Source organism: Microvirga sp. 2YAF29 (assembly GCF_052114605.1).
Lineage (GTDB): Bacteria > Pseudomonadota > Alphaproteobacteria > Rhizobiales > Beijerinckiaceae > Microvirga.
On sequence record NZ_JBFRFB010000001.1, the window covers coordinates 167,632 to 191,029 of the forward strand.

The 23,398-nt window shown below is 62.7% G+C and carries 22 protein-coding genes; 10 read left to right on the forward strand and 12 right to left on the reverse strand.

The genetic code is table 11. The annotated features are described in order from the left end of the window. Positions 1 to 22: 22 nt before the first annotated feature. Positions 23 to 646 (reverse strand): TRAP transporter small permease subunit, encoded by a 624-nt coding sequence (locus tag AB4Y85_RS00780; RefSeq protein WP_441982940.1) that lies wholly within the window; start codon positions 644 to 646, stop codon positions 23 to 25. A gap of 293 nt (positions 647 to 939) precedes the next feature. Between AB4Y85_RS00780 and AB4Y85_RS00785 the strand changes: the two genes are divergently transcribed. From AB4Y85_RS00785 to der, 3 genes are all read left to right on the forward strand, one after another. Continuing rightward, positions 940 to 1,530, forward strand: a complete 591-nt coding sequence (locus AB4Y85_RS00785) for an NnrU family protein (protein WP_441982941.1) — start codon at positions 940 to 942, stop codon at positions 1,528 to 1,530. Between the two features lie 79 nt (positions 1,531 to 1,609). Next, positions 1,610 to 2,281, forward strand: a complete 672-nt coding sequence (locus AB4Y85_RS00790) for a tetratricopeptide repeat protein (RefSeq protein WP_441982942.1) — start codon at positions 1,610 to 1,612, stop codon at positions 2,279 to 2,281. An 18-nt stretch (positions 2,282 to 2,299) separates the two neighbouring features. After that, positions 2,300 to 3,643, forward strand: a complete 1,344-nt coding sequence (der, locus tag AB4Y85_RS00795; protein ID WP_441982943.1) for a ribosome biogenesis GTPase Der — start codon at positions 2,300 to 2,302, stop codon at positions 3,641 to 3,643. 342 nt (positions 3,644 to 3,985) lie between these two features. Here der and AB4Y85_RS00800 read toward each other — a convergent pair whose 3' ends face one another. The 10 genes from AB4Y85_RS00800 to rpsF all read right to left on the reverse strand — a co-directional run bounded on the left by AB4Y85_RS00800 (position 3,986) and on the right by rpsF (position 13,970). Further along, positions 3,986 to 4,729 carry an SDR family NAD(P)-dependent oxidoreductase gene (locus AB4Y85_RS00800; protein WP_441982944.1) on the reverse strand — a complete coding sequence of 248 codons (744 nt, stop codon included), beginning with the start codon at positions 4,727 to 4,729 and terminating at the stop codon, positions 3,986 to 3,988. 98 nt (positions 4,730 to 4,827) lie between these two features. Beyond that, a complete protein-coding gene (gene purF, locus AB4Y85_RS00805) occupies positions 4,828 to 6,315 on the reverse strand; it encodes an amidophosphoribosyltransferase (protein ID WP_441982945.1) in 1,488 nt (495 codons plus the stop codon). A gap of 170 nt (positions 6,316 to 6,485) precedes the next feature. Next, a complete protein-coding gene (locus tag AB4Y85_RS00810) occupies positions 6,486 to 7,115 on the reverse strand; it encodes a CvpA family protein (protein WP_441982946.1) in 630 nt (209 codons plus the stop codon). Between the two features lie 133 nt (positions 7,116 to 7,248). Continuing rightward, positions 7,249 to 8,652 carry a DNA repair protein RadA gene (gene radA, locus AB4Y85_RS00815; RefSeq protein ID WP_441982947.1) on the reverse strand — a complete coding sequence of 468 codons (1,404 nt, stop codon included), beginning with the start codon at positions 8,650 to 8,652 and terminating at the stop codon, positions 7,249 to 7,251. Then, complete coding sequence (gene alr, locus AB4Y85_RS00820; protein ID WP_441982948.1) at positions 8,652 to 9,815, reverse strand: alanine racemase; 1,164 nt, start codon at positions 9,813 to 9,815, stop codon at positions 8,652 to 8,654. The genes radA and alr overlap by 1 nt, the downstream gene beginning before the upstream one ends. Then, the gene (locus AB4Y85_RS00825) at positions 9,812 to 11,305 is read right to left on the reverse strand and encodes a replicative DNA helicase (RefSeq protein ID WP_441982949.1); all 1,494 of its coding nucleotides are present in this window, start codon (positions 11,303 to 11,305) and stop codon (positions 9,812 to 9,814) included. The genes alr and AB4Y85_RS00825 overlap by 4 nt, the downstream gene beginning before the upstream one ends. A gap of 307 nt (positions 11,306 to 11,612) precedes the next feature. Then, entirely contained in the window at positions 11,613 to 12,176 is a 564-nt protein-coding gene (rplI, locus tag AB4Y85_RS00830; RefSeq protein WP_441982950.1) for a 50S ribosomal protein L9, read from the reverse strand. Between the two features lie 18 nt (positions 12,177 to 12,194). Next, complete coding sequence (locus AB4Y85_RS00835) at positions 12,195 to 13,202, reverse strand: DUF2232 domain-containing protein (protein ID WP_441983226.1); 1,008 nt, start codon at positions 13,200 to 13,202, stop codon at positions 12,195 to 12,197. Positions 13,203 to 13,302: 100 nt separating this feature from the next. After that, positions 13,303 to 13,563: a 30S ribosomal protein S18 gene (gene rpsR, locus AB4Y85_RS00840; RefSeq protein WP_036353512.1), complete on the reverse strand. Its 261-nt coding sequence runs from the start codon at positions 13,561 to 13,563 to the stop codon at positions 13,303 to 13,305. Positions 13,564 to 13,565: 2 nt separating this feature from the next. Continuing rightward, the gene (rpsF, locus tag AB4Y85_RS00845) at positions 13,566 to 13,970 is read right to left on the reverse strand and encodes a 30S ribosomal protein S6 (protein WP_441982951.1); all 405 of its coding nucleotides are present in this window, start codon (positions 13,968 to 13,970) and stop codon (positions 13,566 to 13,568) included. Positions 13,971 to 14,430: 460 nt separating this feature from the next. Between rpsF and AB4Y85_RS00850 the strand changes: the two genes are divergently transcribed. From AB4Y85_RS00850 to era, 5 genes are all read left to right on the forward strand, one after another. Continuing rightward, a complete protein-coding gene (locus AB4Y85_RS00850) occupies positions 14,431 to 15,189 on the forward strand; it encodes a pyridoxine 5'-phosphate synthase (protein WP_441982952.1) in 759 nt (252 codons plus the stop codon). Further along, complete coding sequence (gene acpS, locus AB4Y85_RS00855) at positions 15,186 to 15,617, forward strand: holo-ACP synthase (RefSeq protein WP_441982953.1); 432 nt, start codon at positions 15,186 to 15,188, stop codon at positions 15,615 to 15,617. Before AB4Y85_RS00850 ends, acpS begins: the two co-directional genes overlap by 4 nt. A 190-nt stretch (positions 15,618 to 15,807) precedes the next feature. Beyond that, positions 15,808 to 16,563, forward strand: coding sequence for a signal peptidase I (gene lepB / locus AB4Y85_RS00860; protein WP_441983227.1), 756 nt, complete (start codon positions 15,808 to 15,810; stop codon positions 16,561 to 16,563). A 3-nt stretch (positions 16,564 to 16,566) separates the two neighbouring features. Next, entirely contained in the window at positions 16,567 to 17,277 is a 711-nt protein-coding gene (rnc, locus tag AB4Y85_RS00865) for a ribonuclease III (protein WP_441982954.1), read from the forward strand. Continuing rightward, positions 17,264 to 18,178 (forward strand): GTPase Era, encoded by a 915-nt coding sequence (gene era / locus AB4Y85_RS00870; protein ID WP_441982955.1) that lies wholly within the window; start codon positions 17,264 to 17,266, stop codon positions 18,176 to 18,178. Before rnc ends, era begins: the two co-directional genes overlap by 14 nt. Before the next feature lie 62 nt (positions 18,179 to 18,240). On the opposite strand, the gene AB4Y85_RS00875 is transcribed toward era, so the two are convergent. Beyond that, positions 18,241 to 20,052: an OmpA family protein gene (locus AB4Y85_RS00875; RefSeq protein ID WP_441982956.1), complete on the reverse strand. Its 1,812-nt coding sequence runs from the start codon at positions 20,050 to 20,052 to the stop codon at positions 18,241 to 18,243. A gap of 199 nt (positions 20,053 to 20,251) precedes the next feature. On the opposite strand from AB4Y85_RS00875, the gene recO reads away from it, so the two are divergent. Together recO and parC are read left to right on the forward strand one after the other, a co-directional pair. After that, positions 20,252 to 20,992: a DNA repair protein RecO gene (gene recO, locus AB4Y85_RS00880; protein ID WP_441982957.1), complete on the forward strand. Its 741-nt coding sequence runs from the start codon at positions 20,252 to 20,254 to the stop codon at positions 20,990 to 20,992. A gap of 137 nt (positions 20,993 to 21,129) precedes the next feature. Then, positions 21,130 to 23,376 (forward strand): DNA topoisomerase IV subunit A, encoded by a 2,247-nt coding sequence (gene parC, locus AB4Y85_RS00885; protein ID WP_441982958.1) that lies wholly within the window; start codon positions 21,130 to 21,132, stop codon positions 23,374 to 23,376. Positions 23,377 to 23,398 lie beyond the last annotated feature (22 nt).

Consider the following 23,398-nt stretch of genomic DNA (forward strand, 5'->3'; position numbering starts at 1 on the left):
TCAGGCAGGGCGCGTCTGACGATCAGCTGATGCCGTCGCCGGGCGGGGTGCCGCCGGTGCCCGGGGTATTGACCGTGCCGATTTCTTGAATGAGGCGCTCAGCCTCGGCTTCCACGCTGTGGCCGCCGGCCTCTTCATCCTCGAGCGAGCCGTTCATGATCGCGACGCGCTTGATGAGCTCGCTCATCCACTGGAAGAACATCGAGATGAAGCCCAGCAGGATCAGGCCCTTGGCGGGCCAGATCAGCAGGCCGCCCGCATTCGAGGAAACCTCGCCGGAGCGGAAGGAGCTGATGAAATAGGGGATGCAGAGATAGAGCATCAGCGTCACGAAGGGGAAAAGGAAGAACACGTGGCCGAAGACATCGATGCTGTCGCGCCCGCGCTTAGACAGGCGGCTGGAGACGATGTCGATGCGGATGTGCTCGTTGGCCTTCAGTGTCCAGGCGGCGCAGAGCATGAACACGGCGCCGAACAGGTACCATTGCAGCTCCAGCCAGGCATTGGATGAGACGCCGAAGATACGGCGGATGATGGCGTTGATGGCCGAGACCAGAACGGCCACCACGATTGCCCAGGCGGCAATTTTGCCGACCCTTACGTTAATCGAGTCGATGACGCGGGATAGCTTAAGGAGCGCTTCCACCTGTCTTCCCCCTGAACTTCTTGGTTAAATCTGGCGATTTGCTACTTGAATTGAGCCTCATCCGCCAGTTCCGCATTAGTCTAAAGCGACGGTTGCGGCTCAGTAGCGAGGAAACATTCGTGCTGCAAGGTACTCCGATGTTAAAAGTTTAGGCAGTGAAATGCTTGTGCTCCATCACAAACTTGCGTGTGGATGGCTCGATGAACAAAGCCGCTCTTGTCCTCTTAATGGTCGCGTCGAGCGGGAGAAGCTATAGTTTCCTAGGGAATCGCTAGTAAACGGAGAGGGCGAGCGTGACGCTTCTGGTTTTAGGCCTGATCGTATTTCTTGGGATGCATGCTTTCAGCATGGCCCGCACCAGCCGGGCGACTCTGATTTCAAGTATTGGTGAGGGACCCTACAAGGGGCTCTATTCCCTGATCTCCCTGGCCGGTATTGTCCTGATCGCCATCGGCTATGGGCACTACCGGGCCTCGGGCTACATCCCGGTTTGGGACCCGCCGGTCTGGACGCGCCATCTGGCGCTCCCGCTGGTCTGGGTCGCTTTCGTCTGCTTTGCCGCCGCCTATCTGCCTGGGCGGATCAAGCGGAGCCTGAAGCATCCCATGCTCGCGGGTGTGAAGATCTGGGCTTTCGCCCATCTCATCGCGAACGGCGATCTCGGGTCGATCCTGCTGTTCGGATCCTTCCTGCTCTGGGCGGTGGCGGCGCGGATCAGCGTGAAGCGGCGAGACGTGGCGGACCAGCATGGCGGAACGGCTGCCCCCGCAGGGATTCGCAACGACGTCCTGGCTATCGGAATCGGTACGGTGGTCTATCTCGCATTCCTTTTCTGGCTCCATCCCATGCTGATTGGGGTGCCGGTCCTGCCCGGACGGGCCTGAAACCCCTCGCCTTGAGCGAGGCTCTATGCTAGGCGACCCACTTCGATTGAAGGAGGCGGCCCAGGCCGCAGGAAGACGCATGGCCCAGAACGACGAGTTCATTCGCGAAGTCGACGAAGAATATCGCCGCGACCAGCTTGCCAAGATCTGGGCGCGCTACAACGGTATTATCATTGCCGTGGTCGTCCTGGTCGTCGGCGGTATCGGCGGGTACCGCTACTGGGAGCACATGCAGGAAAGCCGCGCCCAGGCCTCCGCCGTCCGCTTCGAGGATGCCCTGAAGCTCTCGAATGAAGGCAAGAGCCAGGAAGCCGACGCTGCCCTCGATGCTCTCGCAAAGGAGGGTGATAAGGGTTATGGCCTTCTCGCCCGTTTCCGTCTCGCGGCCGAGCGTGGCCAGCAGAACGCCGAGGCCGGCGCTGCCGCCTATGACGCGCTTGCCAATGACGCTAATATCGCGCCGATCTGGAAGGATCTGGCCCGTCTGCGCGCCGCGTGGCTGCGCCTCGACACAGCCGAGGCCGCCAGCATTCGTCAGACGCTGGAGCCCATGGCCGCACCCTCGAATGCCTGGCGCCACTCGGCCCGGGAACTCTTGGGCCTGTCCGGCCTTAAGGCAGGCGACATGGAATATGCCGGACGCTGGTTCGACCAGATCGCCGCCGATCGCGAGACGCCTTCCGCCCTGCGGCAGCGCCTCGCCATCTACACGGCGCTCGTCGCAGGCGGCCCGGTTCAAGTCACACAGTAAAGAGGCAGGACACAGGACATGACGCCTACCGTCGCCATTGTCGGGCGGCCGAATGTCGGCAAGTCGACCCTTTTCAACCGTCTCGTCGGCAAGAAGCTGGCGCTCGTGGACGATCGTCCGGGGGTGACCCGTGACCGCCGCGAGGGCGAAGCTCGCCTCGGCGATCTCGAATTCCGCATCATCGACACGGCGGGCCTGGAAGAGGCCACCGAGGAATCGCTGCTGGGCCGCATGCGCGCTCAGACGGAAGCGGCCATCGAGGACGCCGGCGTCATCTTGTTCGTCATCGATGCCCGCGTAGGTATTCTGCCGGCGGACCGGCCTTTCGCCGAGATGGTGCGCCGCTCGGGCAAGCCGGTGATCCTCATCGCCAACAAGGCCGAGGGCGGTGCCGGCATGGCTGGCGCCTACGACGCCTTTTCGCTCGGCCTCGGCGATCCCGTGCCTCTTTCCGCCGAGCACGGCGAGGGCATGGCCGATCTCTTCGAGGCTTTGATGCCTTATTTCCCGCACCCTGACGAAGAGCAGGACGAGGAAGACAGCAAGAAGCCGCTGCAGGTCGCCATCGTCGGCCGCCCGAATGCCGGCAAGTCCACGCTCATCAACCGCATGGTCGGCGAGGATCGTCTGCTGACGGGGCCTGAAGCCGGCATCACGCGCGATTCCATCTCCCTCGATTGGGAATGGCGCGGTCGCACGATCAGGCTGTTCGATACGGCGGGCTTGCGCAAGCGCGCCCGTGTCGAGGACAAGCTCGAAAAGCTCTCCGTCGCCGATGCCCTGCGCGCTGTACGCTTCGCCGAAGTGGTCGTGGTGCTGCTCGATGCGACGATCCCATTCGAAAAGCAGGATCTCTCCATCGTCGATCTGGTGGAGCAGGAGGGCCGCGCCCTCGTCATCGGCCTCAATAAGTGGGACCTCGTGGCCGACCAGCAGGGCCTTCTGAAGGACTTGAAGGAGAAGGCCACGCGTCTGCTGCCGCAGGTCAAGGGCGCGCCCGTGATTCCCTTATCGGGCCTTGCCGGAAACGGCATCGATCAGCTCATGAAGGGCGTACTGGAGGTCTACGAGACCTGGAATCGGCGTATCTCGACAGCGAAGCTCAATCAATGGCTTGAGGAAGCGATGGAGGCCAACCCGCCACCCGCCGTGTCCGGCCGGCGCATCAAGATCCGCTACATGACGCAGGTGAAGTCACGCCCGCCGACGTTCTCCATCTTCGGAAACCAGCTCGACGCTCTGCCGAAGAGCTACACGCGCTACCTCGTCAACAGCATTCGCGAAGCCTTCAAGCTCCCCGGCGTACCGATCCGCGTGTTGCTGCGGATGGGTCAGAATCCTTTCGACAAGGAACGCCGTTAGCGCACGATCTGAGACGGTATCTGATCGAAGCCCGAGTTTCCCTGAAGCTCGGGCTTTTTCGAAGCCTTGCATGATAGGTGTTATCGGGCTCCGTGACGGAGTTTTCGTATCGCAGGGCGGATCAGAGTCGTCTGTTCTTCTCGTGCTTATGGGAGGGCCGAGTACGCCCACACGCGTCCGTCATGGCCGGGCCCGTCCCGGCCATCCCGATCCGAACAGCGTTGCTCTCTACCCACCGGGATCACCGGCACAAGGCCGGTGATGACGTGGAGAGGGTTGTAGGATGTTCAGAACCCTGACTCGTCCAACAAAAAAGCCGCCTTAAGAGGCGGCTTTGGTGTTTTACGCAGGCGGTTGCGGCTCGATGACTTTTCCGTCCTGCGTGAAGTCATAGATCTTGCCCGTCTGATCCCATGAGGGCAGGGCGAGTTTCAGAATGTGCGGCGCCAGATCCTCAGGCGTCTTCAGGGTCATCGGGTCTTCGCCGGGCATCGCGGTCTTGCGCATTGCGGTGCGCAACGGGCCGGGGTTCAGAAGCATCGCCTTGACAGGTGTCGTCACCGTCTCGGCGGCATAGGTGCGCACCAGAGCCTCAAGAGCGGCCTTGGAGATCGAGTAGACGCCCCAATAGGCCTTGTGCTTGTGGGCGGCGCCCGAGGTCACGAAGATCGCGCGCCCCGCATCCGACTTGCGCAGCAGCGGGTCGAATGAGCGCAGCAGACGGTAATTCGCCGTCACGTTCACGGCCATCACCTCGTCCCAGACCGGTTGGTCGACATGGGTGATGGGAGCGAGCTCACCGAGCTGGCCCGCATTGCCGAGGAGAATGTCGAGCTTGCCCCAGCGCTCATAGATGGCGGCACCGAGGCGGTCGATGGCCTCGAAATCCTTGAGGTTCACCGGGACCAGGGTAGCCGAGCCACCCTTGGCGCGGATCTCGTCGTCCAGGCTTTCCAGAGCGCCCTGGGTGCGGGCGAGCGCGATGATATGCGCGCCGGCTTCGGCAAGGGCCAGGGCCGCCGCGCGGCCGATGCCGCGCGATGCGCCAGTGACGACCGCGATGCGGTTTTCGAGAGGCTTGGTCATGAGATTCCCAGGGCATTTTTCGGCAAAGTGGTCCCGGTTTGCCGAATAAAATGCGTCAAACCAAGAAGAGAGGTGATTTCACGACAGTGAAAGCACCTCTAGTCGGCTTCGGCAAGCAGGGCGAGGCGACGCGGCGTGGCGACGGCAAGGTCCGTCAGCGGCGTCGGGTAATCGCCCGTGAAGCAGTGGTCGGTGAACTGAGGCAGAGCCGGGTTGCGGCCCTTCTCGCCCATGGCGCGGTAGATGCCCTCGATGGACAGGAAGGCGAGGCTGTCCGCGCCGATATACTCGCGCATCTGCTCCAGATTGTGGGTAGCGGCGAGCAGCTTCTCCTTCTCCGGCGTGTCGATGCCGTAGAAGTCGGGATGCGTGATCGGCGGGCTGGCGATGCGGAAATGCACTTCTTTAGCGCCGGCCTCGCGCATCATGCGGACGATCTTCACCGAGGTGGTGCCGCGGACCAGGCTGTCGTCAACGAGCACAATGCGCTTGCCCTCAATGGCCGCGCGGTTGGCCGAGTGCTTCATCCGCACGCCGAGCTCACGCACGGACTGCGTCGGCTGAATGAAGGTACGGCCCACGTAATGGTTACGGATGATGCCAAGCTCGTAAGGAAGGCCGCAGCTCTGCGCGAAGCCGAGTGCCGCCGGCACGCCGGAATCCGGCACCGGAATCACCACGTCCGCATTGGCGGGCGCTTCACTGGCGAGCTCGCGGCCCATGCCCTTGCGGACTTCATAGACGCTGCGGCCATTCACGATGGAATCGGGACGGGCGAAGTAGATATATTCGAAGATGCAGGGGCGCGGCGTGACCTTGTCGACGAAGCGGAAGGATTCGACGCCCTCGTCCGAGATCACCACGCATTCGCCATTCTCGACGTCGCGGATGAAGCGCGCGCCGATGATGTCGAGAGCACAGGTCTCGGATGTCAGGATGTAGCGGCCGTCCAGCTCGCCCAGCACCAGCGGGCGAATGCCCATGGGATCGCGGGCGCCGATGAGCTTCTTGTTGGTGAGGGCTACGAGGGCATAAGCGCCCTCGATCTTCTGGATCGCCTCGACGAAGCGGTCCACAACCTTGTCCTTGCGGCTGCGGGCGACGAGGTGGACGATCACCTCGGTATCCGTCGTGGACTGGCAGATCGCGCCATCGCGGATCAGATTGCGGCGAAGGGTCAGGCCATTGGTGAGGTTGCCGTTATGGGCCACCGCGAAGCCGCCGCCGTCCAGCTCGGCGAAGAGAGGCTGCACATTGCGCAGCACGGTCGCGCCGGTGGTGGAATAGCGCACATGGCCGATGGCGGAGAGGCCTTCCAGGCGCTCGATGGTCGCCCGGTCGGAGAAGCTGTCGCCCACAAGGCCCAGCTTGCGCTCGGAATGGAAGAAATCACCGTTGAAGGAGACGATGCCTGCCGCTTCTTGGCCGCGGTGCTGCAGGGCGTGGAGGCCAAGAGCGGTGATCGCCGCGGCATCTGGATGGCCGTAGATGCCGAAAACACCGCATTCTTCACGCAGGGTATCGCCGTCGAGGTCGAGGTCCACCTGTTTAGGAGTGACCTGCCACGTCTCTGACCTGGAAGACATCATCATTTCCTTGGGACACGCGCCCCCACCGGCGCTGCCCTTATGTAGTCGGCCAAAACGCAAACGCCAATGGGTTTTCCTGTCGCCCCCATATGTATGAACAGACGGGAGGGATGCATCGGCCGCAAAGGTGGATTTGCACGTTTGCGGCCGATGGTGTGCTTTGCTTGTCAGCCCCGACGCGGCGGCGTCTGGGGCGTAGCCGGGGCAGGGGCGGCAGGCGCTCCCGGTGCCGGCGTGGTGCGCTGCGGATCGGGCTCGGCCGGTTCAGCGGGCTCGGCATCCGGCCCTTCGCGGTTGCGCAGGCGCTGGATCAGGGCTTCGGCGTTCTCCGGCAGCATGGCGATGATGCTGTCGCGGGTGTTCTCCATGGCCGGGCGGGTCCGCGAGGCCGTAGCCCATTCAGGCTCCTTGCCCTGGAGCAGCCAGCTCAGGAAAGCCCAGCCGATGACGCAGATCAGAAATCCGCGGGCCGCGCCGAAGAACAGGCCCAGCGTACGATCAAGGGCGCCGATGCGGGAATCGAGGATCAGGTCCGAAATCTGGACCGTGATGATGGAGACGATGATCAGGGTGATCACGAAGATGCCGCCGATGGCGGCAACGAGCGCGACGGTGCCGCTGCTGATGTACTGCTGAGCTATCGGCAGGGCGGTGGGATGAAGATACCAGGCGGCGGCGGCGGCCACGACCCAGGCCACGATGGCCAGAACCTCGCGGGTGAAGCCACGCACGGCGGCAAGAAGGGCCGAGATCAGGACGATTCCGACGACGACGAGGTCCAGAACAGAAAAGGGCATGAGCCGAGCCTACGCAGAAACGGGAAACGGGCCGCATTCGCGGCATGAAGCCCGGCTGTATACCCTTAAGAAAGGGTTTCGTCACCCCGTGAAAAACTCAGGCTAACAACTGCTAGAGCTGCAATCGCAGCGGTTAGGAAGCCTTTCGTCTTCGGGCCGCGATTCCAGCCACGAGATCGGTAATGTGGCCGATGGATGACGCGGCCAAAGGTAGCCGCTCCGGTTTGCCTTTTTCCACGCGGGGCGCGGGCGCGACGGCGCTGGAAAAGCCGAGCTTCGCGGCTTCCTTCAATCTTGCCTGCTCCTGGGCGACTGGCCGGATCGCACCGGACAATCCCATTTCGCCGAAATAGACTGTGTCGGGCGGCAGCGCATTGCCGGACAGCGACGAGACGAGGGCGGCGGCTGCGGCGAGATCGGCGGCCGGCTCCGTGATCCGTAGGCCACCGGCCACGTTCAGGTAAACATCATGCATGCCGAGCTTGAGGCCGCCATGCGCCTCAAGCACGGCCAGCACCATGGAGAGGCGGCTCTGGTCCCATCCGACAACGGCGCGGCGCGGCGTGCCGAGGGATGAGGGCGCGACGAGCGCCTGGATTTCCACGAGCAGCGGGCGCGTGCCTTCCATGCCGGCGAACACAGCAGTACCGGGTGTCGCGAGATCGCGTCCGGCGAGGAAGAGTTCGGATGGATTGGGCACTTCGCGAAGGCCTTGGTCCGACATCTCGAACACGCCGATTTCGTCGGTGGGTCCGAAGCGGTTCTTCACGGCGCGCAGGATTCGGAAATGATGACCGGTATCGCCCTCGAACGACACCACCGCATCGACCATGTGCTCGACGACGCGGGGACCTGCGATCTGGCCGTCCTTGGTCACGTGGCCGACGAGAATGACGGCAGTGCCCGTCGTCTTCGCGAAACGGATGAGCGCCTGCGCCGAACCGCGCACCTGTGTCACGGTGCCCGGCGCGGATTCCACCGTCTCGGTCCACATGGTCTGGATGGAATCGATGATCGCGAGCGCGGGCGGGCGGCCCTGGCTCAGGGTCGCGATGATGTCTTCCACATTGGTCTCGGAGGCGAGCTCGACAGGGGATTGACCCAACCCAAGACGTTCTGCGCGAAGACGCACCTGCGCCACTGCCTCCTCGCCCGAGATATAAGCGACGCGCTCGCCGCGATTGGCCAATGCTGCGGTCGCCTGCATGAGAAGCGTCGACTTGCCGATGCCGGGATCACCGCCGAGCAGGATGATTGAGCCGTGTACGAAGCCGCCGCCGGTGACGCGGTCGAGTTCCGCGATGCCGGATGGCGTGCGTGGTGCTTCCTTGGTTTCGCCTGAGAGGCCTTCGAGCGGGAAGATGCGCCCCTTCGCCCGCGAAGGACGCGTGGAAACGGGGCCCGCCATCGGGCTCGCGGAGCCGGCTTCCTCGGCGATGGTGTTCCAGCCGCCGCAGGCCTCGCACTTGCCTTTCCAGCGGTTATAGACCGCGCCGCATTCCTGGCACACGAAGGACGGGTGACGCTGCTTTGCCATCAGCCCTGTACTCCGCGATAGCTGCGCGCATAACGTCGGCCCAGACTGGTCAGAATTTCATAGCCGATGGTGCCGGCGAGGCGGCCGACTTCATCGATGGTGTGGGAACCGCCGATCAAAGTCACCGTGTCGCCGCGCTTGATCTCGTGCGCGGGAATGTCGGTTACGTCGATGGTGATCAGGTCCATCGAGACATTGCCGGCGAACGGGCAGGGGCGACCTGTGACGAGAGCCGTTCCCGCAAGCAATTCCTCGCCGCTCTTGCCTCGCGCGCTGGCGGAACGCGGATAGCCATCCGCATAGCCGATGGAAAGCGTCGCGATGCGGCGGCGGCCCAATGCGAGCCAGCGCCCGTTATAGCCGACCGTATCGTCGGTCTCGACCCAACGAAGCTGCACGATCCGCGCTTCAAGATCGACGACGGCGCTCATGGGGTTGTCGCGATCCGGCGTCGGGTTGCCGCCATAGAGCGCATAGCCCGGACGCACGAGATCGAAATGCGGCTTTTCTTTTAGGAAAATGCCGGAAGAATTGGCGAGCGATGCGCGCACCCCCGGAAGCGTCGCACGAACGGCATTGAAGGCGTCGATCTGCTGGATGTTGAGCGGGTTATCGCTTTCTTCCGCACTGACGAAATGGCTCATGAGAAGAGCCGTCCCGAAATCCTCCAGCTCCGCGCGATCCTTCAACGTGAGGCCTTGTTCGACCGTGAGGCCGAGGCGGTTCATGCCGGTATCCACATGGATCGCGGCTTCGCGCTTCTTCCCTTGAGAACGGCAGTACGAAGCCCACTCCTCGATCTCCTCGAAGGAGCCGAGGACAGGGCGCAGATCGTATTCTGCGTAGATCGGGCAGGTGCCCGAGAAGAGGCCGTTCAAAACATAGACCGTAGCTTCGGGCGCAACCGCGCGGACGCGGATCGCCTCGCTCAAATGCGCCACGAAGAACGTGCGGCATCCGGCGTTCGCCAGAGCAGGAACGGCCTGTTCGATGCCGGTGCCGTAAGCATCCGCCTTGACGACGGCGGATGCTTCCGCGCCGCCCGCGTTGTCGCGCAACGTCCGCCAGTTGGAGGCGAGCGTTACGAGGTCGATCTGGAGAAGGCCGCCAGCCATCTCCGGGGAAATGCGGTTGGCGGTGCTGGTCTGTTCGGTCTTGGTCAATCGCCGATCCGTTCGGGTAGCTTGTCTTCGTCTGCGAGGTTGGTGAAGCGGGTAATGTCGGCCTGGAAGGCGAGCTGCACGGTGCCGGTGGGACCGTGACGCTGCTTGCCGATGATCACCTCGGCTTTACCGTGAACCTGATCCATTTCCGTCTGCCATTTGAAATATTCCTCGGTGCCCGGCTTAGGCTCCTTGTTCTTCAAATAGTACTCTTCGCGGTAAACGAACATGACCACGTCGGCGTCCTGCTCGATCGAGCCCGATTCACGAAGGTCGGAGAGCTGCGGACGCTTGTCGTCGCGCGATTCCACCTGACGGGAGAGCTGGGAGAGCGCGATCAAGGGCACCGAGAGTTCCTTGGCGAGCGCCTTGAGGCCGGTGGTGATCTCGGTCAGCTCCTGCACGCGGTTCTCGCCCTTCTTCGACGAGCCTGAGAGCAGCTGAAGGTAGTCGACGATGAGGACATCGAGGCCGCGCTGGCGCTTGAGGCGCCGCGCGCGGGCCGTGAGCTGCGCAATCGAGATGCCGCCGGTCTGGTCGATATAGAAAGGGATCGACTGCATTTCACGGGCGGCTTCCGTGATCTTGTAGAAATCGTCCTCGCGCATATCGCCGCGGCGGATCTTGTAGGAGGGCACGCCCGATTGCTCGGCGATGATACGGGTGGCGAGCTGTTCCGCCGACATTTCGAGAGAGAAGAAGCCGACAATGCCGCCATTGACGGTCTTTAAGTTACCGTCCTGCTGCTTCTCGGCCCGATAGGCCTTGGCGATGTTGAAGGCGATGTTCGTGACGAGCGAGGTCTTACCCATCGCCGGTCGGCCCGCGAGGATGACCAGATCGGACGGCTGAAGGCCGCCCAGCGACTTGTCGAGATCGATAAGCCCCGTCGAGACACCCGACAGCGCGCCTTCGCGCTTATAGGCAGCAGCCGCCATGTCGATGGCAGAGGTCAGCGCATCGGAGAAGCGCTGGAAGCCGCCATCGGTGCGGCCCGTCTCGGCAATGGAGTAGAGGCGGCGCTCGGCCTCTTCGATCTGATCGCGGGGCGAGCTCTCGACTGGCGCGTCGAAGGCCACGTTCACCAGGTCCTCGCCGATATTGATCAGGCTGCGGCGGACGGCGAGATCGTGGATGGTGCGGCCGTAATCCTCGGCATTGATGACGGTGGTCGCTTCGGCCGCGAGGCGGGCGAGGTATTGCGAGACCGTGACGCCGCCGAGATCCTGATCGCCGAGGAAGGTCTTCATGGTGATCGGGGTCGCGACCTTGCCGGCCTTGATGAGGCTCGTGGCGACCTCATAGATGCGGCGGTGCAGATCCTCGATGAAATGCTCGGCCTCAAGGAAGTCGGAGACGCGGTAATAAGCGTCATTGTTGACCAGAATCGCACCCAGCAGCGCCTGCTCGGCCTCGATGTTGCTGGGGGGCATGCGAAACTGAGGCTCGGCGCTTTCGAGGCGGGCAATCAGGGCATTGGCGGTAGCCATCGGGCGCTCCGAAAACGAGGATAGGGGAAAGGTTCTTTAGACCCCAACTCGTGTCCGAAAGGTTGCCGCTCGGACACAGAATGGAGACTTGAGTAGCGCTGTCCTCATTGTCCTCAATACTCACACGCCCGATGTTTCGCCCAGTCTTCCCGCTTGACTCTGCAAGACTCGGAAGCGGCAACGAAAAAGGCGCCCTCCATCGAATCGACAGAGGGCGCCTATCTTAGAACAAAGCAAGAACCGATACAAGTTCCAGCTTAGCTCTCAATCGGTCCCGACTTAGGCCGGAACCGACACTAGGATAAACTTAGAGCTCGACGTCGCCAGCCTCGGCGAGAGCCGCGCCGACCTCGAGACCGAGATCGTCGAGGTTGGTCTCTTCGCGGGTGGTGACTGCTTCACCGCGAGCCTGACGCTCGGCTTCCTCGGGGCTGCGGGCGATGTTCGCCGTCACCGTCACCTCGACCTCCGGGTGGAGGGAGACCGGCACGCTGTGCAGGCCGAGGGTCTTGATCGGGGCGTTGAGAACGATCTGGTTGCGGTCGACCGTGAAGCCGCCCTCAGTCATCACGTCGGCGAGGTCGCGAGTCGAAACCGAACCGTAGAGCACGCCGGTCTCGCCGGACTGGCGCAGAAGGATGAAGCTCTGACCATTCAGCTTCTCGGCAACGGCTTCGGCTTCCTTGCGGCGCTCGAGGTTGCGGGTCTCGAGCTGGGCACGCTGAGCTTCGAAGTGCTTCTTGTTGGCCTCGTTGGCGCGCAGAGCCTTGCCGCGCGGCAGGAGGAAGTTGCGGGCGTAGCCCGAGCGAACCTTCACGGTTTCGCCCATCTGGCCGAGCTTTGCGACGCGCTCGAGAAGGATCACTTCCATGGGTATTCTCCTTTGATATCAGATTGAAGGGGTTGGGGGTTGTTTCGGCCGGTCGCCGCTGATGCGGCGGCGCAGGCCAAAGGCAGTATCGGCAAGGCCGAATAGGAACAGGGCGAAGATCATGATGCCCTGGGTCAGAAACAGCAGCACATAAAGACCTGCCAGCAGGAAGCCACGGCTTGGCCTCCCTTGCGTGCGGTCGTGGATCGCGGCGAGGCCCTGGAGCGCGAAAGCCATGAAGAGGGCTCCTGCGACGCTATACGTCAAGACCCCGATCAATGTGTCGGGGGTAAAGATCTGCGTCCCAGCGAAAGCCGCAAATCCAAGGATTCCGACGGTGAGGGGCATCCTGAAACTTGCAACGTTAGGCCAGGGACGAGCGAGTCGGCCTGACATCAGGACGACTCGTCCCGCCAAATACAGATATATCGTCAAGAGAATTGTATAGAGGGAGGAAAATGCGAACGGCAGGAGTTTAGCCATCCGAACCGACTGGCGCTGCAGGTCGCTCTCGGCGGAAGGCTCCATGCCGTTCTGCACACGCCAAGTCTCGATCATACCGACGGTTTGACTGGTTTCCTTGAGGGATAGTTGATGAAAGGCGTCAAAGTCGCCACTTACGGCAAGAGAGATCACCGCGACAAACGATATTGCAGCCGTGAGAGCAACCCAAGTCATGAGGCGCCCGAGCGGATACCATTCGGTAATGCCATCGGGTTCAGTCCGTCCGAGCAGGGCCAAGTAAGATAGCCACCACGCGGGGATCCCGGTCGCGAGTGCGAAAGCGAGACCGCTCAACGGAGAAAGTACAATAGCAATTGTGATGCCGCCGATCAGGGAGGCAATCAGGCCGGAGCGATGATTCCAGCCAAGGGCGACGATCAATACGGGAATGGGCGCGAGAAAATAGAGCATGAAGGCAAGCGGAGTCGCTTTGACGACCACCATTGTCAAAAGGGCCGATACGAGGCCCGCGCCTATGCCTGTCGCGATAAAGTTCATGGTTCTCGCTGTCCCGCTGCTCATCGGCAGGGTTAGGGGCGTCTGCCCCAACTGACCCGGCGGGTTTTCACCACTGGGCGAAAGGTGGAAAGGCGGGCCGCGTGTAGCGGCCCGCCCGGTAGTCTTAGCGGATCACGTAGGGCAGCAGGCCCAGGAAGCGGGCGCGCTTGATCGCCTGGGCGAGTTCACGCTGCTTCTTGGCCGACACGGCCGTGATGCGGGAAGGAACGATCTTGCCGCGCTCGGAAATGTAGCGGGACAGGAGCTTCGTGTCCTTGTAGTCGATCTTCGGCGCGTTCGGGCCGGAGAACGGGCAGGTCTTGCGACGACGGAAGAACGGACGGCGACCGCCGCCGGCTGCGCCACCAGTAGCACCAAATGCCATGATTAAGCCTCCTCGCCTTCGCTGCCGCCTTCAAAGCCGCCGCCGTCGCGCTCACGGCGCTCACGGTCCTTGCGCTCATCGCGGTCGCGCTTCTGCATCATCACGGACGGCTCGGTCTCGAGCTCTTCCACGCGGATGGTCATGAAGCGAAGGATGTCTTCGTTGATGCGCATCTGGCGTTCCATCTCGGCAACCGCCGGGGCGGGAGCGTTGACGTTGAACAGCGTGAAATGCGCCTTGCGGTTCTTCTTGATGCGGTAGGCCAGGGACTTGATGCCCCACATCTCGGTCTTGTCGATGGTGCCGCCATTCTGTTCGATGACGCCCTTGTACTGGTCGACCATTGCTTCGACCTGCTGCGGGGTGACATCCTGGCGAGCCATGAAGATATGCTCATAGAGAGGCATAGTGGGCCTTTCTCAGGTTTGAGGTTAGGCCTAAGCACTGCTTATCGAAGCGATCAGGCCGGTTTCGCGCGTCCGATCGGCGCCAAGCCCTTCGAGCCTGCAAGGCCCGAGCGGTTGTCGAAGGCGGAGACACGGGACGACGGGTCTTTGAGAACCCTGCATGGCCAAGCCATACCGTCCGTTCAGCCCCCGGCCGGAGCGAACGCGAAGCGGGGGCTATAGGCGATTTGTTTGCAAAATGCAAATGCGTTGACGTGGAGCAAACGCCTAGTTCATCCCGCCGCCCGTCATTACCGGACTCGTGCCGGTGATCCCGACGGCTTGAAGTGCCGTGCTTTTCCAATCGGGATGCCCGGGACAAGCCCGCCATGACGGCAAGGGGCTGTCTTTACCGTTGATAGCCATGCCAGCCAAGAAACAGGTCTATGGTCAACTACTCCGTCTAGGCTAAAACAATCGTATGAAAGCTCCTCCTCTTCGCCTCGGCGTCAATATCGACCACGTCGCAACCGTCCGGAACGCCCGCGGCGGGCATCAACCCGATCCGATCCGGGCGGCCCATATGGCCGTGCTGGCCGGGGCCGACGGCATTACGGCCCATTTGCGGGAAGACCGGCGGCATATCCGGGATCAGGACATGGAGCGCCTGAAAAGGCAGCTTTTCGTGCCGCTCAATTTCGAGATGGCAGCGACGCCGGAGATGATCGGCATCGCCTTGCGCATCCACCCCCATGCCTGCTGTCTCGTGCCGGAAAAGCGCGAGGAGCGGACCACCGAAGGGGGCCTCGACATTATCGGCGGCGCTTCCCATCTGCGGCCGATGATTCAGCAGCTGAAAGGCGAGGGCATTCGCGTGTCCCTCTTCGTGGAGCCGGAAGTCGCGGTGATGGATGCCGCCTGCGACCTCGGTGCTCCCGTCGTCGAGCTCCACACGGGCACCTATTGCGAGGCTGTGGTCGAAGGGGATCAGGCCAGGATCGACCGCGAGCTGGAGCGCCTGCGCCGGGCGGCGGAGCATGGTGCCCGCATCGGCCTCGAAATCCATGCCGGCCATGGGCTTGCCCTGGATTCGGTTAGGCCCGTGGCGGCCATTCCGCAGATCGTGGAGCTGAATATCGGCCATTCCCTCATCGGAGAGGCCATTTTCGTGGGGCTCGACGAGGCTGTGCGCTCCATGCGCGCCGCCATGGACGAGGGCCGGGCACGGGTGGGTGCATGATTCTGGGTATCGGGTCCGACCTCTGCGACATCCGCCGCATCGAGCGCTCCCTCGAACGGTTCGGGGATCGTTTCACTCACCGGATCTATACGGAGGGCGAACGGGCCCGCAGCGACCGCCGGGCCGCGCGCGCGCCGTCCTATGCGAGGCGCTTCGCCGCCAAGGAGGCCTGTTCGAAGGCTTTGGGCACAGGCTTGAGCCATGGCGTGTTCTGGCGGGACATGGAAGTGGTCAACCTGCCCACCGGGCGGCCCACGATGCGCCTGACGGGCGGTGCGCTGGAGCGCCTGCGCGCCATGACGCCCGAGGACCATGAGGCGGTGGTCCATGTCTCACTGACGGACGATCCGCCGCTGGCGCAAGCGTTTGTGATCATCGAAGCACTCCCCATAAAGGAGAAGGCTGCGTTGCGGCACGACCCGCCATAGGCTAGAGCTGTGCCCGTGGAGCGGGCCTGCCCGGCACCAAGCCACGCGGCTCGACATCTCCGAGAGCGGTTTGCACTCCTGCGCAAGAAGTGCAAACCGCTCTCGGCTGCCGTGACAATAGACGGTGGTTCAAGCCATCGCATCCCTCAATCAAGGGTCGATCACAGTGAGCGACAACGTCAAGCAAACCATGGGTAGCACCGTGAAGAAAAAGGAAGAAGAAGGCCTCTGGGAGACCATCAAGGTCATCATCCAGGCTCTCTTGATCGCGGTCGTCGTCCGCACCGTGCTGTTCCAGCCCTTCAACATCCCATCGGGATCGCTGATCCCGACCCTGCTGATCGGCGACTATCTCTTCGTCTCGAAATACGCCTACGGCTATTCGAAGCACTCGATTCCGTTCAGCCCACCGGTCTTCTCAGGCCGCATCTTTGGCTCTGAGCCGAAGCGGGGCGACATCGCGGTCTTTAAGCTGCCGAAGGACAACTCCACCGACTACATCAAGCGAGTGGTGGGCCTGCCGGGCGACCGGATCCAGGTTCTCGGCGGCGTGCTGCACATCAACGGCCAGCCGGTGCAGCGCGAGCGAGTGGAGGATTACCAGACGGTGGACGATTTCGGCCGCCAGACGGCCGTGCCGCGCTACAAAGAAACGTTCCCGGACGGCTCCAGCCACTTCGTCATCGAGCTGAAGGGCGACCGCGCCTATTGGGACAATACCGATGTCTACACGGTGAAGCCCAATCATTACTTTATGATGGGCGACAACCGGGACAATTCCACCGACTCGCGTGACGAGGCGAGCGTCGGGCAGGTTCCGGCCGAGAACCTCGTGGGCCGCGCCGAGATCATCTTCTTCTCCATCGACGAGAACGCATCCCTGTGGCGGCCCTGGGAATGGCCCCAGCTGATCCGCTGGAACAGGATCTTCGAGCGGATTAAGTAGCCCGTGGCCCGTCGCAAATCGAACCTCGCTGAGCTGGTCAACAAGCTCGAATACAAATTCCGGAATGATGAACTCCTGGAGGAAGCGCTCACCCATGTGAGCGCTCCGAAATCCGGCGGTAAGAGCTATCAGCGGCTGGAGTTTCTCGGTGACCGTGTCCTTGGTCTCGCCATCGCCGAGATCCTGTACAAGACCTTTCCCAAGGCTCCCGAGGGCGAAATGTCCCGCCGCCTCGCCGAGCTGGTGCGTCGCGAAAGCTGCGCCGAGATCGCCATCACTTGGGATGTCGGCCCCTATCTCAAGCTTGGCGCAGGTGAAGTGCATTCCGGCGAGCGCCGCAACCAGACGATCCTGGCGGATGTCTGCGAGGCGATCATCGGTGCCGTGTTCATGGACGGAGGCTACGAGGCCGCCAGGGACTTGGTAGAGCGCGCCTTCAAGGACATGCTGGACTCGCCCCGGCGCCCCTTGCGCGATCCCAAGAGCGTCCTGCAGGAATGGGCGCAAGGACGGGGGCTGCCCCCGCCGACCTATACGATCGCCGAACAGATCGGGCCGGACCACGCACCGAAATTCCGGATCATGGTGGCGGTGAAGGGCGCGGAAACGGCATTCGGCCACGGCACATCGAAGCGCATCGCGGAACAGGCCGCCGCGCGAAGCCTTCTCTTAAGAGAGGGCGTCTGGAAGGAAGAAGAGCATGGAGCAGCCTGAAGCCACCAACATGAAAGCGGGTTTCGTTGCCCTCATCGGCGCACCCAATGCGGGCAAGTCGACCCTGCTGAATTCGCTGGTGGGCTCGAAGGTCTCCATCGTCTCGCGCAAGGTTCAGACCACCCGCGCCCTGGTGCGCGGAATCGCCATCGAAGGCGATGCGCAGATCGTCTTCGTGGACACCCCCGGCATCTTCAAGCCGAAGCGCCGCCTCGACCGGGCCATGGTGACATCGGCCTGGGGCGGAGCAGGGGACGCGGATGTGATCGCGCTGCTCCTCGACGTCCGCAAAGGCGTCGACGAGGAAGCCGAGGCCATTCTTGAGAAGCTGCCTGATCTGAAGCAACCTAAGGTGCTGATCCTCAACAAGATCGACCTGATCGAGCGCTCGAAGCTTTTGGACATCGCGGCCAAGCTTAACGAGAAGGTACCGTTCCTACACACCTTCATGATCTCGGCGCTCAAAGGCGACGGCATCGAGAAACTTAAGCGTCAGCTTGCCGAGCTGATGCCTGAAGGCCATTGGCTCTATCCGGAGGACCAGATTTCGGATGCGCCGCTACGCATGCTTGCCGCCGAGATCACCCGCGAGAAAATCTACGAGCGCCTGCACGAAGAGCTACCCTATCAGTCCACCGTCGAGACGGACCAGTGGCAGCAGCGCCCGGATGGCTCCGTGCGGATAGAGCAAACGGTTTTCGTGGAGCGCGACAGCCAGCGCAAGATCGTCCTCGGCAAGGGCGGCCAGACGATCAAGGCTATTGGACAGGCTGCCCGTAAAGAAATTTCCGAGGTCGCGGAGGCGCCTGTGCACCTCTTCATCTTCGTGAAGGTGCGCGAAAACTGGAGCGACGATCCGGAGCGCTATCGCGAGATGGGTCTGGAATTCCCGCGCGGCTGATTGCGCCGCTCCCGGAATAAGGAAAAGCCGCGAGAGGTTTCGCCCTCTCGCGGCTTTTGTCTTTATTGCTGGTTCTGCCCCTGCAGCAGCGGGGTGATGCGGCGAAGCGTAACGCGGCGGTTCGCTTGCTCCGGACCTTGCGTGTTCACCTTCAGGTATTCCTCGCCGTAACCTTGTGTGGTCAGGTTTTCCGCCGGAATCTGGAATTGCTGCGACAGGATCGTTGCGACGGTTTCCGCGCGCCGGTCGGAAAGCGTGAGGTTATCCTCGTTCGAACCCACCGCATCCGTATGACCCTCGACGAGGAAGATCTCGTTCGGATTGCGCGAGATTGCCTGACGTAATCCTTCCGCGATGGCTCCGAGCGAGTTCACCTGATCGCGCGGAAGCTCCCACGAGCCGAAGTCGAAGTTGATCGTGTCCACATCGACGCGCCGCATGCGCTCGCGCAAGGGCTCGCTGCGGCGGACTTCGTCGAGGGTGTAGGCCCGCTCGATACGCTCCACCGGCGGCGCGGTGAAAGCTCTCACGATATCGGCCTCGGAGGCACGCTCGGTCTCAACGATGTACTCTTCACGCGGAATGCGGACGGTTGGCGGTGGCAGGCGAAGAACCTCTTCCTCGACATAGCCGTAACCAGGACGCACGCCGATACCGCTGCGGCGGTTCTCGATCAGCACCACCTCGCGACCGGCGGGTTCGCGGCGGATACGGCGGATGAGGTTGCCGTCGTCGTCACGCACCGAGACGATTTCCGAACCGTCAGGACGGCGCACGATGGTGACTTGCTCGTTGTTTCCGCGACGCTCCACGCGGACATCATCCGCGCCGTAAATGCGGCGGAAGCGCTCGCTCTCGTCGTGGCGGATGATGACATCATTGCCCTGGCGGATAATGGTTCGATTGCCGGGCTCCTCGATGATCACGCGATCGCCTTCACGACGTTCCCGGCGCTGGTTGCGCAGATCGTCGATCCGCACACGGGCGGGATCGAGCGGCTGTGCCGTACCTGGCGCCGCCTGAGGAGCGGTGGGCGCCGCTGCGCCTGGCCGTGTCTGTGGTGCGGCAAGTGCGGGCGGAGTCGGTGCGGGCAGCGTGCCAGGCTGCGTTTGCGGCGCAGCGGGTGCCGGAGGAGCCGGGCGTGACGGGGCCGGGGGCTCAGTGGCGGCAGGCGGTGCCGGCGGGGTGCGCTGTTGATCGGGTGTTCGCCGGTCGTCCCGGCCCGGTCGACCGGTCTCTGCAGGACGCGGCGCGCCCGGCGAGGGGCGCTGTTCCTGCGTTGCTGCTGGAGGCGCCGTCGGACTAGGGGCAGGCCCCGCCGGGCGAGCCGGTGTGTCCGGCGTCTGCTGCGGACGTGGACGCTCGGCAGGAGGACGCTCACGGGGAGCCTGCTCACGCTCCTGAGTGGAGGGACGCTGAGGCCGGGCAGGAGAATCCGCCGGCGGCTGCGCCCGTTCAGTGGGTGCGGGGCTCGGCTTGGACGGAGCTTCGGACGGGGCTTCAGGCGTCGCCGGCCGCTCGGCCGGCGGCCTCTGCTCCCGACTGGGGCGTGGCGCGGCCGAGCCATCCTCGGGGCTGGTGGCGCGAGGAGCCCGGGGAGCTTCGCGGGCACCGTCCTGTCCGCCGCCCCCGCGCTGACCACGTGGGCCGCCTTCCTCATTCGCGCCAGGGCGTCCCTGCCTGCGCTGGGGGCGTGAATCGTCATCGCCACCTTGGCCAGGGCGGGCGCGAGGCGGCAGCTGGCCCGGCTCCGCGGGCTCTGCCTGGGCGACCGGAATGGAATTGGAGGCCTGTGTCGGAAGCGGGGAGGCATTCGCCGTCAGCAGCATGAGAGGAAGTGCGGTACTGGCAAGGAACAGGTTGGAAATCTTCATGATCCTCAATTTCACTCGTGGAAGAATAAGATGTTCGTGAATGCCAAGGTGTCCCGATGGTTCCAATTTTCGGGAAATTCGATGTTGGACGGTTCTTTAAGAAATTTGCCTGATGCTCTTGGAAAATATGGAAAAATGCCGTTCAAATGCTTACATTCCGGGAGCATTCGAAAACCGCCCGTGAGAGCATTCTCAGCACATGCAATGGACCGATGAAGGCGTCGTTCTCGGCGTCCGTAAACATGGCGAAACGAGCGTCATCCTCGAGTTGATGACGCGCGAGCATGGCCGCCATTCGGGGCTTGTCCATGGTGGGCGCTCCAAGACTCTCCAGCCGGTCCTACAGCCTGGGAATACCGTGCAGGCGACATGGCGGGCGCGGCTCGACGAGCACCTTGGAGCATTCCAGGTGGAGGGCACGACTTCACGGGCCGCGCGCCTCATGAACTCGTCCATGGCGCTCTATGGCCTTGCCGCCCTGGCCCATCTGTTGCGCTACGTGCCTGAGCGAGACCCGCATTTCGCCCTCTACGAAACCCTGACGGTTCTGGTGGATCATTTGGACGATCCTGATCTGGCGCCCGCGCTTTTCGTACGCTTCGAGCTTGCCATGCTTGCCGAGCTTGGCTTCGGGCTGGACCTGTCCTCCTGCGCCGCCACGGGCACCGAGCGGGACCTCACCTACGTCTCGCCAAAAAGCGGGCGGGCGGTGAGTGCGGATGCCGGAGAGCCTTACAAGGACCGTCTTCTCAGGCTTCCGGGTTTCCTGATCGGCCAGTCCCGGTCCAACCGGCCCGGAGACGAGGAGATCAGGGCCGGATTTGCGCTCACCGATTTCTTCCTGCATCAGAACGTGTTCGATCCCCAGGGGCAGAGGGCTCCAGAGGAGCGGGCGCGTTTCGTCGCACTTGCGACTGCTGGAGAGGCAAGAGGCTGGTAGGTTTTGGCTTTTAAGGATGGCGCCGGGTACCCGGCGAAACAGCCAAAAACAATAACTAACAACAAACATCCTAATGTTTCTGTTATGTTCTCATTTCAGGTGATAAAGAAGCGATTCGCAGTTGAGGATTTCAATTCATGGGTAAGCCGGTCAATCCACCGTCTGGCGGCGAGATCGAGAACATCAATCTCAAGGATGCGTTGGAAGAGCGCTATCTCGCATACGCTCTCTCCACCATCATGCACCGTGCGCTGCCGGACGCGCGAGACGGGTTGAAGCCCGTCCACCGCCGCATCCTGCATGCTATGCGGCTCTTGAAGCTCGACCCCAAATCCGCACCGAAGAAATGCGCCCGCATCGTCGGCGACGTGATGGGTCAGTACCACCCGCACGGCGACCAATCGATCTATGACGCGCTCGTGCGCATGGCGCAGGATTTCGCCCAGCGCTATCCGCTGGCGGACGGGCAGGGCAATTTCGGCAATATCGACGGCGATAACGCCGCCGCCATGCGCTACACCGAGGCGAAGCTGACGGAAGTGGCGCGGCTTCTTCTGGAAGGCATCGACGAGGATTCCGTCGATTTCCGCGAGACCTACGATCAGGCCAACGAAGAGCCGGTGGTTCTGCCCGCCGCCTTCCCGAACCTGCTCGCCAACGGTTCCCAGGGCATCGCGGTTGGTATGGCGACCTCGATCCCGCCGCACAATGCGGCGGAGCTGTGCGATGCGGCTTTGCATCTCATCACGAAGCCCAGTGCGACGACCGAACAGCTGATGCAATATGTGCAGGGTCCGGATCTTCCGACCGGCGGCATCATCGTCGATACGCCGGCCTCGATGATCGAGACCTACAACACGGGCCGCGGCTCGTTCCGCGTGCGTGCGCGCTGGAACAAGGAAGAACTGGGACGCGGAAACTGGCAGATCGTCGTCACTGAGATTCCGTATTCCGTGCCGAAGTCCCGCCTGATCGAAAAGATCGCGGAGCTTCTGCAGGAAAAGAAACTGCCGCTGCTCGCCGACGTGCGCGATGAATCGGCGGAAGATATCCGCGTGGTTCTGGAGCCGCGCGCGAAAACCGTCGATCCGATCATCCTTATGGAATCGCTGTTCAAGCTTACCGAGCTTGAAAGCCGCATCCCCATGAACGTGAACGTGCTCGCCGGCGGCAAGGTGCCGAAGGTGCTGAGCCTTGGCGAGTGCCTGCGCGAATGGATCGATCATCGCCGCGAGGTGCTGATCCGCCGCTCTAAGTTCCGTCTGGCCGCCATCGACCGGCGCTTGGAAATCCTGGGTGGCCTGCTCATCGTCTATCTCGACCTCGACCGGGTGATCAAAATCATCCGCGAAGAGGATGAGCCGAAGCAGGAGCTGATGCGCTTCTTCCAGCTCACTGAGGTCCAGGCCAACGCCATCCTCGACACGCGCCTGCGCTCGCTTCGCAAGCTCGAGGAAATGGAGCTGAAGCGCGAGCAGAAGACCCTACAGGACGAGAAGGCCAAGATCGAAGAGCTTCTCGATTCCGAGAAGATCCAGTGGAAGGCCGTCGCCGCCGACATCAAGGAGGTGCGCAAGACCTTCGGACCGGATACGGCCCTGGGCAAGCGTCGCACCACCTTCGCCGAAGCGCCGGACACCTCCGACATCGACTTCGCGGAGGCCATGATCGAGCGCGAGCCGATCACGGTCATCGTCTCCGAGAGAGGCTGGATCCGCGCCATGAAGGGGCATCAGGAGGATATCTCCTCGGTGCAATTCAAGGGCGACGACAAGCTCAAGACCTCGTTCTTCGCCGAGACGACCTCCAAGATCATCGTGGCGGCGAACAATGGCCGCTTCTTCACGCTCGACGCGTCGAAACTCCCGGGCGGTCGCGGCTTCGGCGATCCGATCCGCCTGATGGTCGATCTTGAGGAGGGCGCCGATTTCATCTCCGCCTTCCCGTACAAAGCGGGCACGAAGCTGCTCGTGGTAGGCACCGATGGGCGAGGCTTCATCGTGCCTGCCGACGAGACCGTCGCGAACACCCGCAAGGGCAAGCAGATTCTGAATCTCGACGCGCCCTCGTTGATGGTCGTCTGCGCCGATGCCGAAGGCGATCACGTCGCCATCATCGGGGAGAACCGCAAACTCCTGATCTTCCCCGCGAAGCAGGTGCCGAAGATGACCCGAGGCAAGGGCGTGCGCCTCCAGCGCTACAAGGACGGTGGTATCTCCGATGCCAAGGTCTTCAAGCTGAAGGAAGGCCTGACTTGGAAGGACACGGCTGGCCGCACCTGGACCGTCGCGAAGGAAGACCTGCGTGACTGGATGGGCGACCGTACCGAAGCAGGCCGCCTGCCGCCGAAGGGCTTCCCGAAGTCCAACAAGTTCGGCGAGTAATCAGCAATAAGCAGTCATCCCG

Excerpts from the sequence above, each read along its gene's own strand:
- radA (WP_441982947.1), bottom strand. The coding sequence starts at position 8,652 with ATGGCAAAGCAGCGTCACCCGTCCTTCGTGTGCCAGGAATGCGGCGCG.
- AB4Y85_RS00810 (WP_441982946.1), bottom strand. The coding sequence starts at position 7,115 with ATGCCCTTTTCTGTTCTGGACCTCGTCGTCGTCGGAATCGTCCTGATC.
- acpS (WP_441982953.1), top strand. The coding sequence starts at position 15,186 with ATGATTCTGGGTATCGGGTCCGACCTCTGCGACATCCGCCGCATCGAG.
- der (WP_441982943.1), top strand. The coding sequence starts at position 2,300 with ATGACGCCTACCGTCGCCATTGTCGGGCGGCCGAATGTCGGCAAGTCG.
- rplI (WP_441982950.1), bottom strand. The coding sequence starts at position 12,176 with ATGGAAGTGATCCTTCTCGAGCGCGTCGCAAAGCTCGGCCAGATGGGC.
- AB4Y85_RS00800 (WP_441982944.1), bottom strand. The coding sequence starts at position 4,729 with ATGACCAAGCCTCTCGAAAACCGCATCGCGGTCGTCACTGGCGCATCG.
- parC (WP_441982958.1), top strand. The coding sequence starts at position 21,130 with ATGGGTAAGCCGGTCAATCCACCGTCTGGCGGCGAGATCGAGAACATC.
- era (WP_441982955.1), top strand. The coding sequence starts at position 17,264 with ATGGAGCAGCCTGAAGCCACCAACATGAAAGCGGGTTTCGTTGCCCTC.
- recO (WP_441982957.1), top strand. The coding sequence starts at position 20,252 with ATGCAATGGACCGATGAAGGCGTCGTTCTCGGCGTCCGTAAACATGGC.
- AB4Y85_RS00835 (WP_441983226.1), bottom strand. The coding sequence starts at position 13,202 with ATGAGCAGCGGGACAGCGAGAACCATGAACTTTATCGCGACAGGCATA.
- AB4Y85_RS00790 (WP_441982942.1), top strand. The coding sequence starts at position 1,610 with ATGGCCCAGAACGACGAGTTCATTCGCGAAGTCGACGAAGAATATCGC.
- lepB (WP_441983227.1), top strand. The coding sequence starts at position 15,808 with ATGGGTAGCACCGTGAAGAAAAAGGAAGAAGAAGGCCTCTGGGAGACC.
- AB4Y85_RS00850 (WP_441982952.1), top strand. The coding sequence starts at position 14,431 with ATGAAAGCTCCTCCTCTTCGCCTCGGCGTCAATATCGACCACGTCGCA.
- rpsR (WP_036353512.1), bottom strand. The coding sequence starts at position 13,563 with ATGGCATTTGGTGCTACTGGTGGCGCAGCCGGCGGCGGTCGCCGTCCG.
- rpsF (WP_441982951.1), bottom strand. The coding sequence starts at position 13,970 with ATGCCTCTCTATGAGCATATCTTCATGGCTCGCCAGGATGTCACCCCG.
- AB4Y85_RS00825 (WP_441982949.1), bottom strand. The coding sequence starts at position 11,305 with ATGGCTACCGCCAATGCCCTGATTGCCCGCCTCGAAAGCGCCGAGCCT.
- purF (WP_441982945.1), bottom strand. The coding sequence starts at position 6,315 with ATGTCTTCCAGGTCAGAGACGTGGCAGGTCACTCCTAAACAGGTGGAC.
- AB4Y85_RS00875 (WP_441982956.1), bottom strand. The coding sequence starts at position 20,052 with ATGAAGATTTCCAACCTGTTCCTTGCCAGTACCGCACTTCCTCTCATG.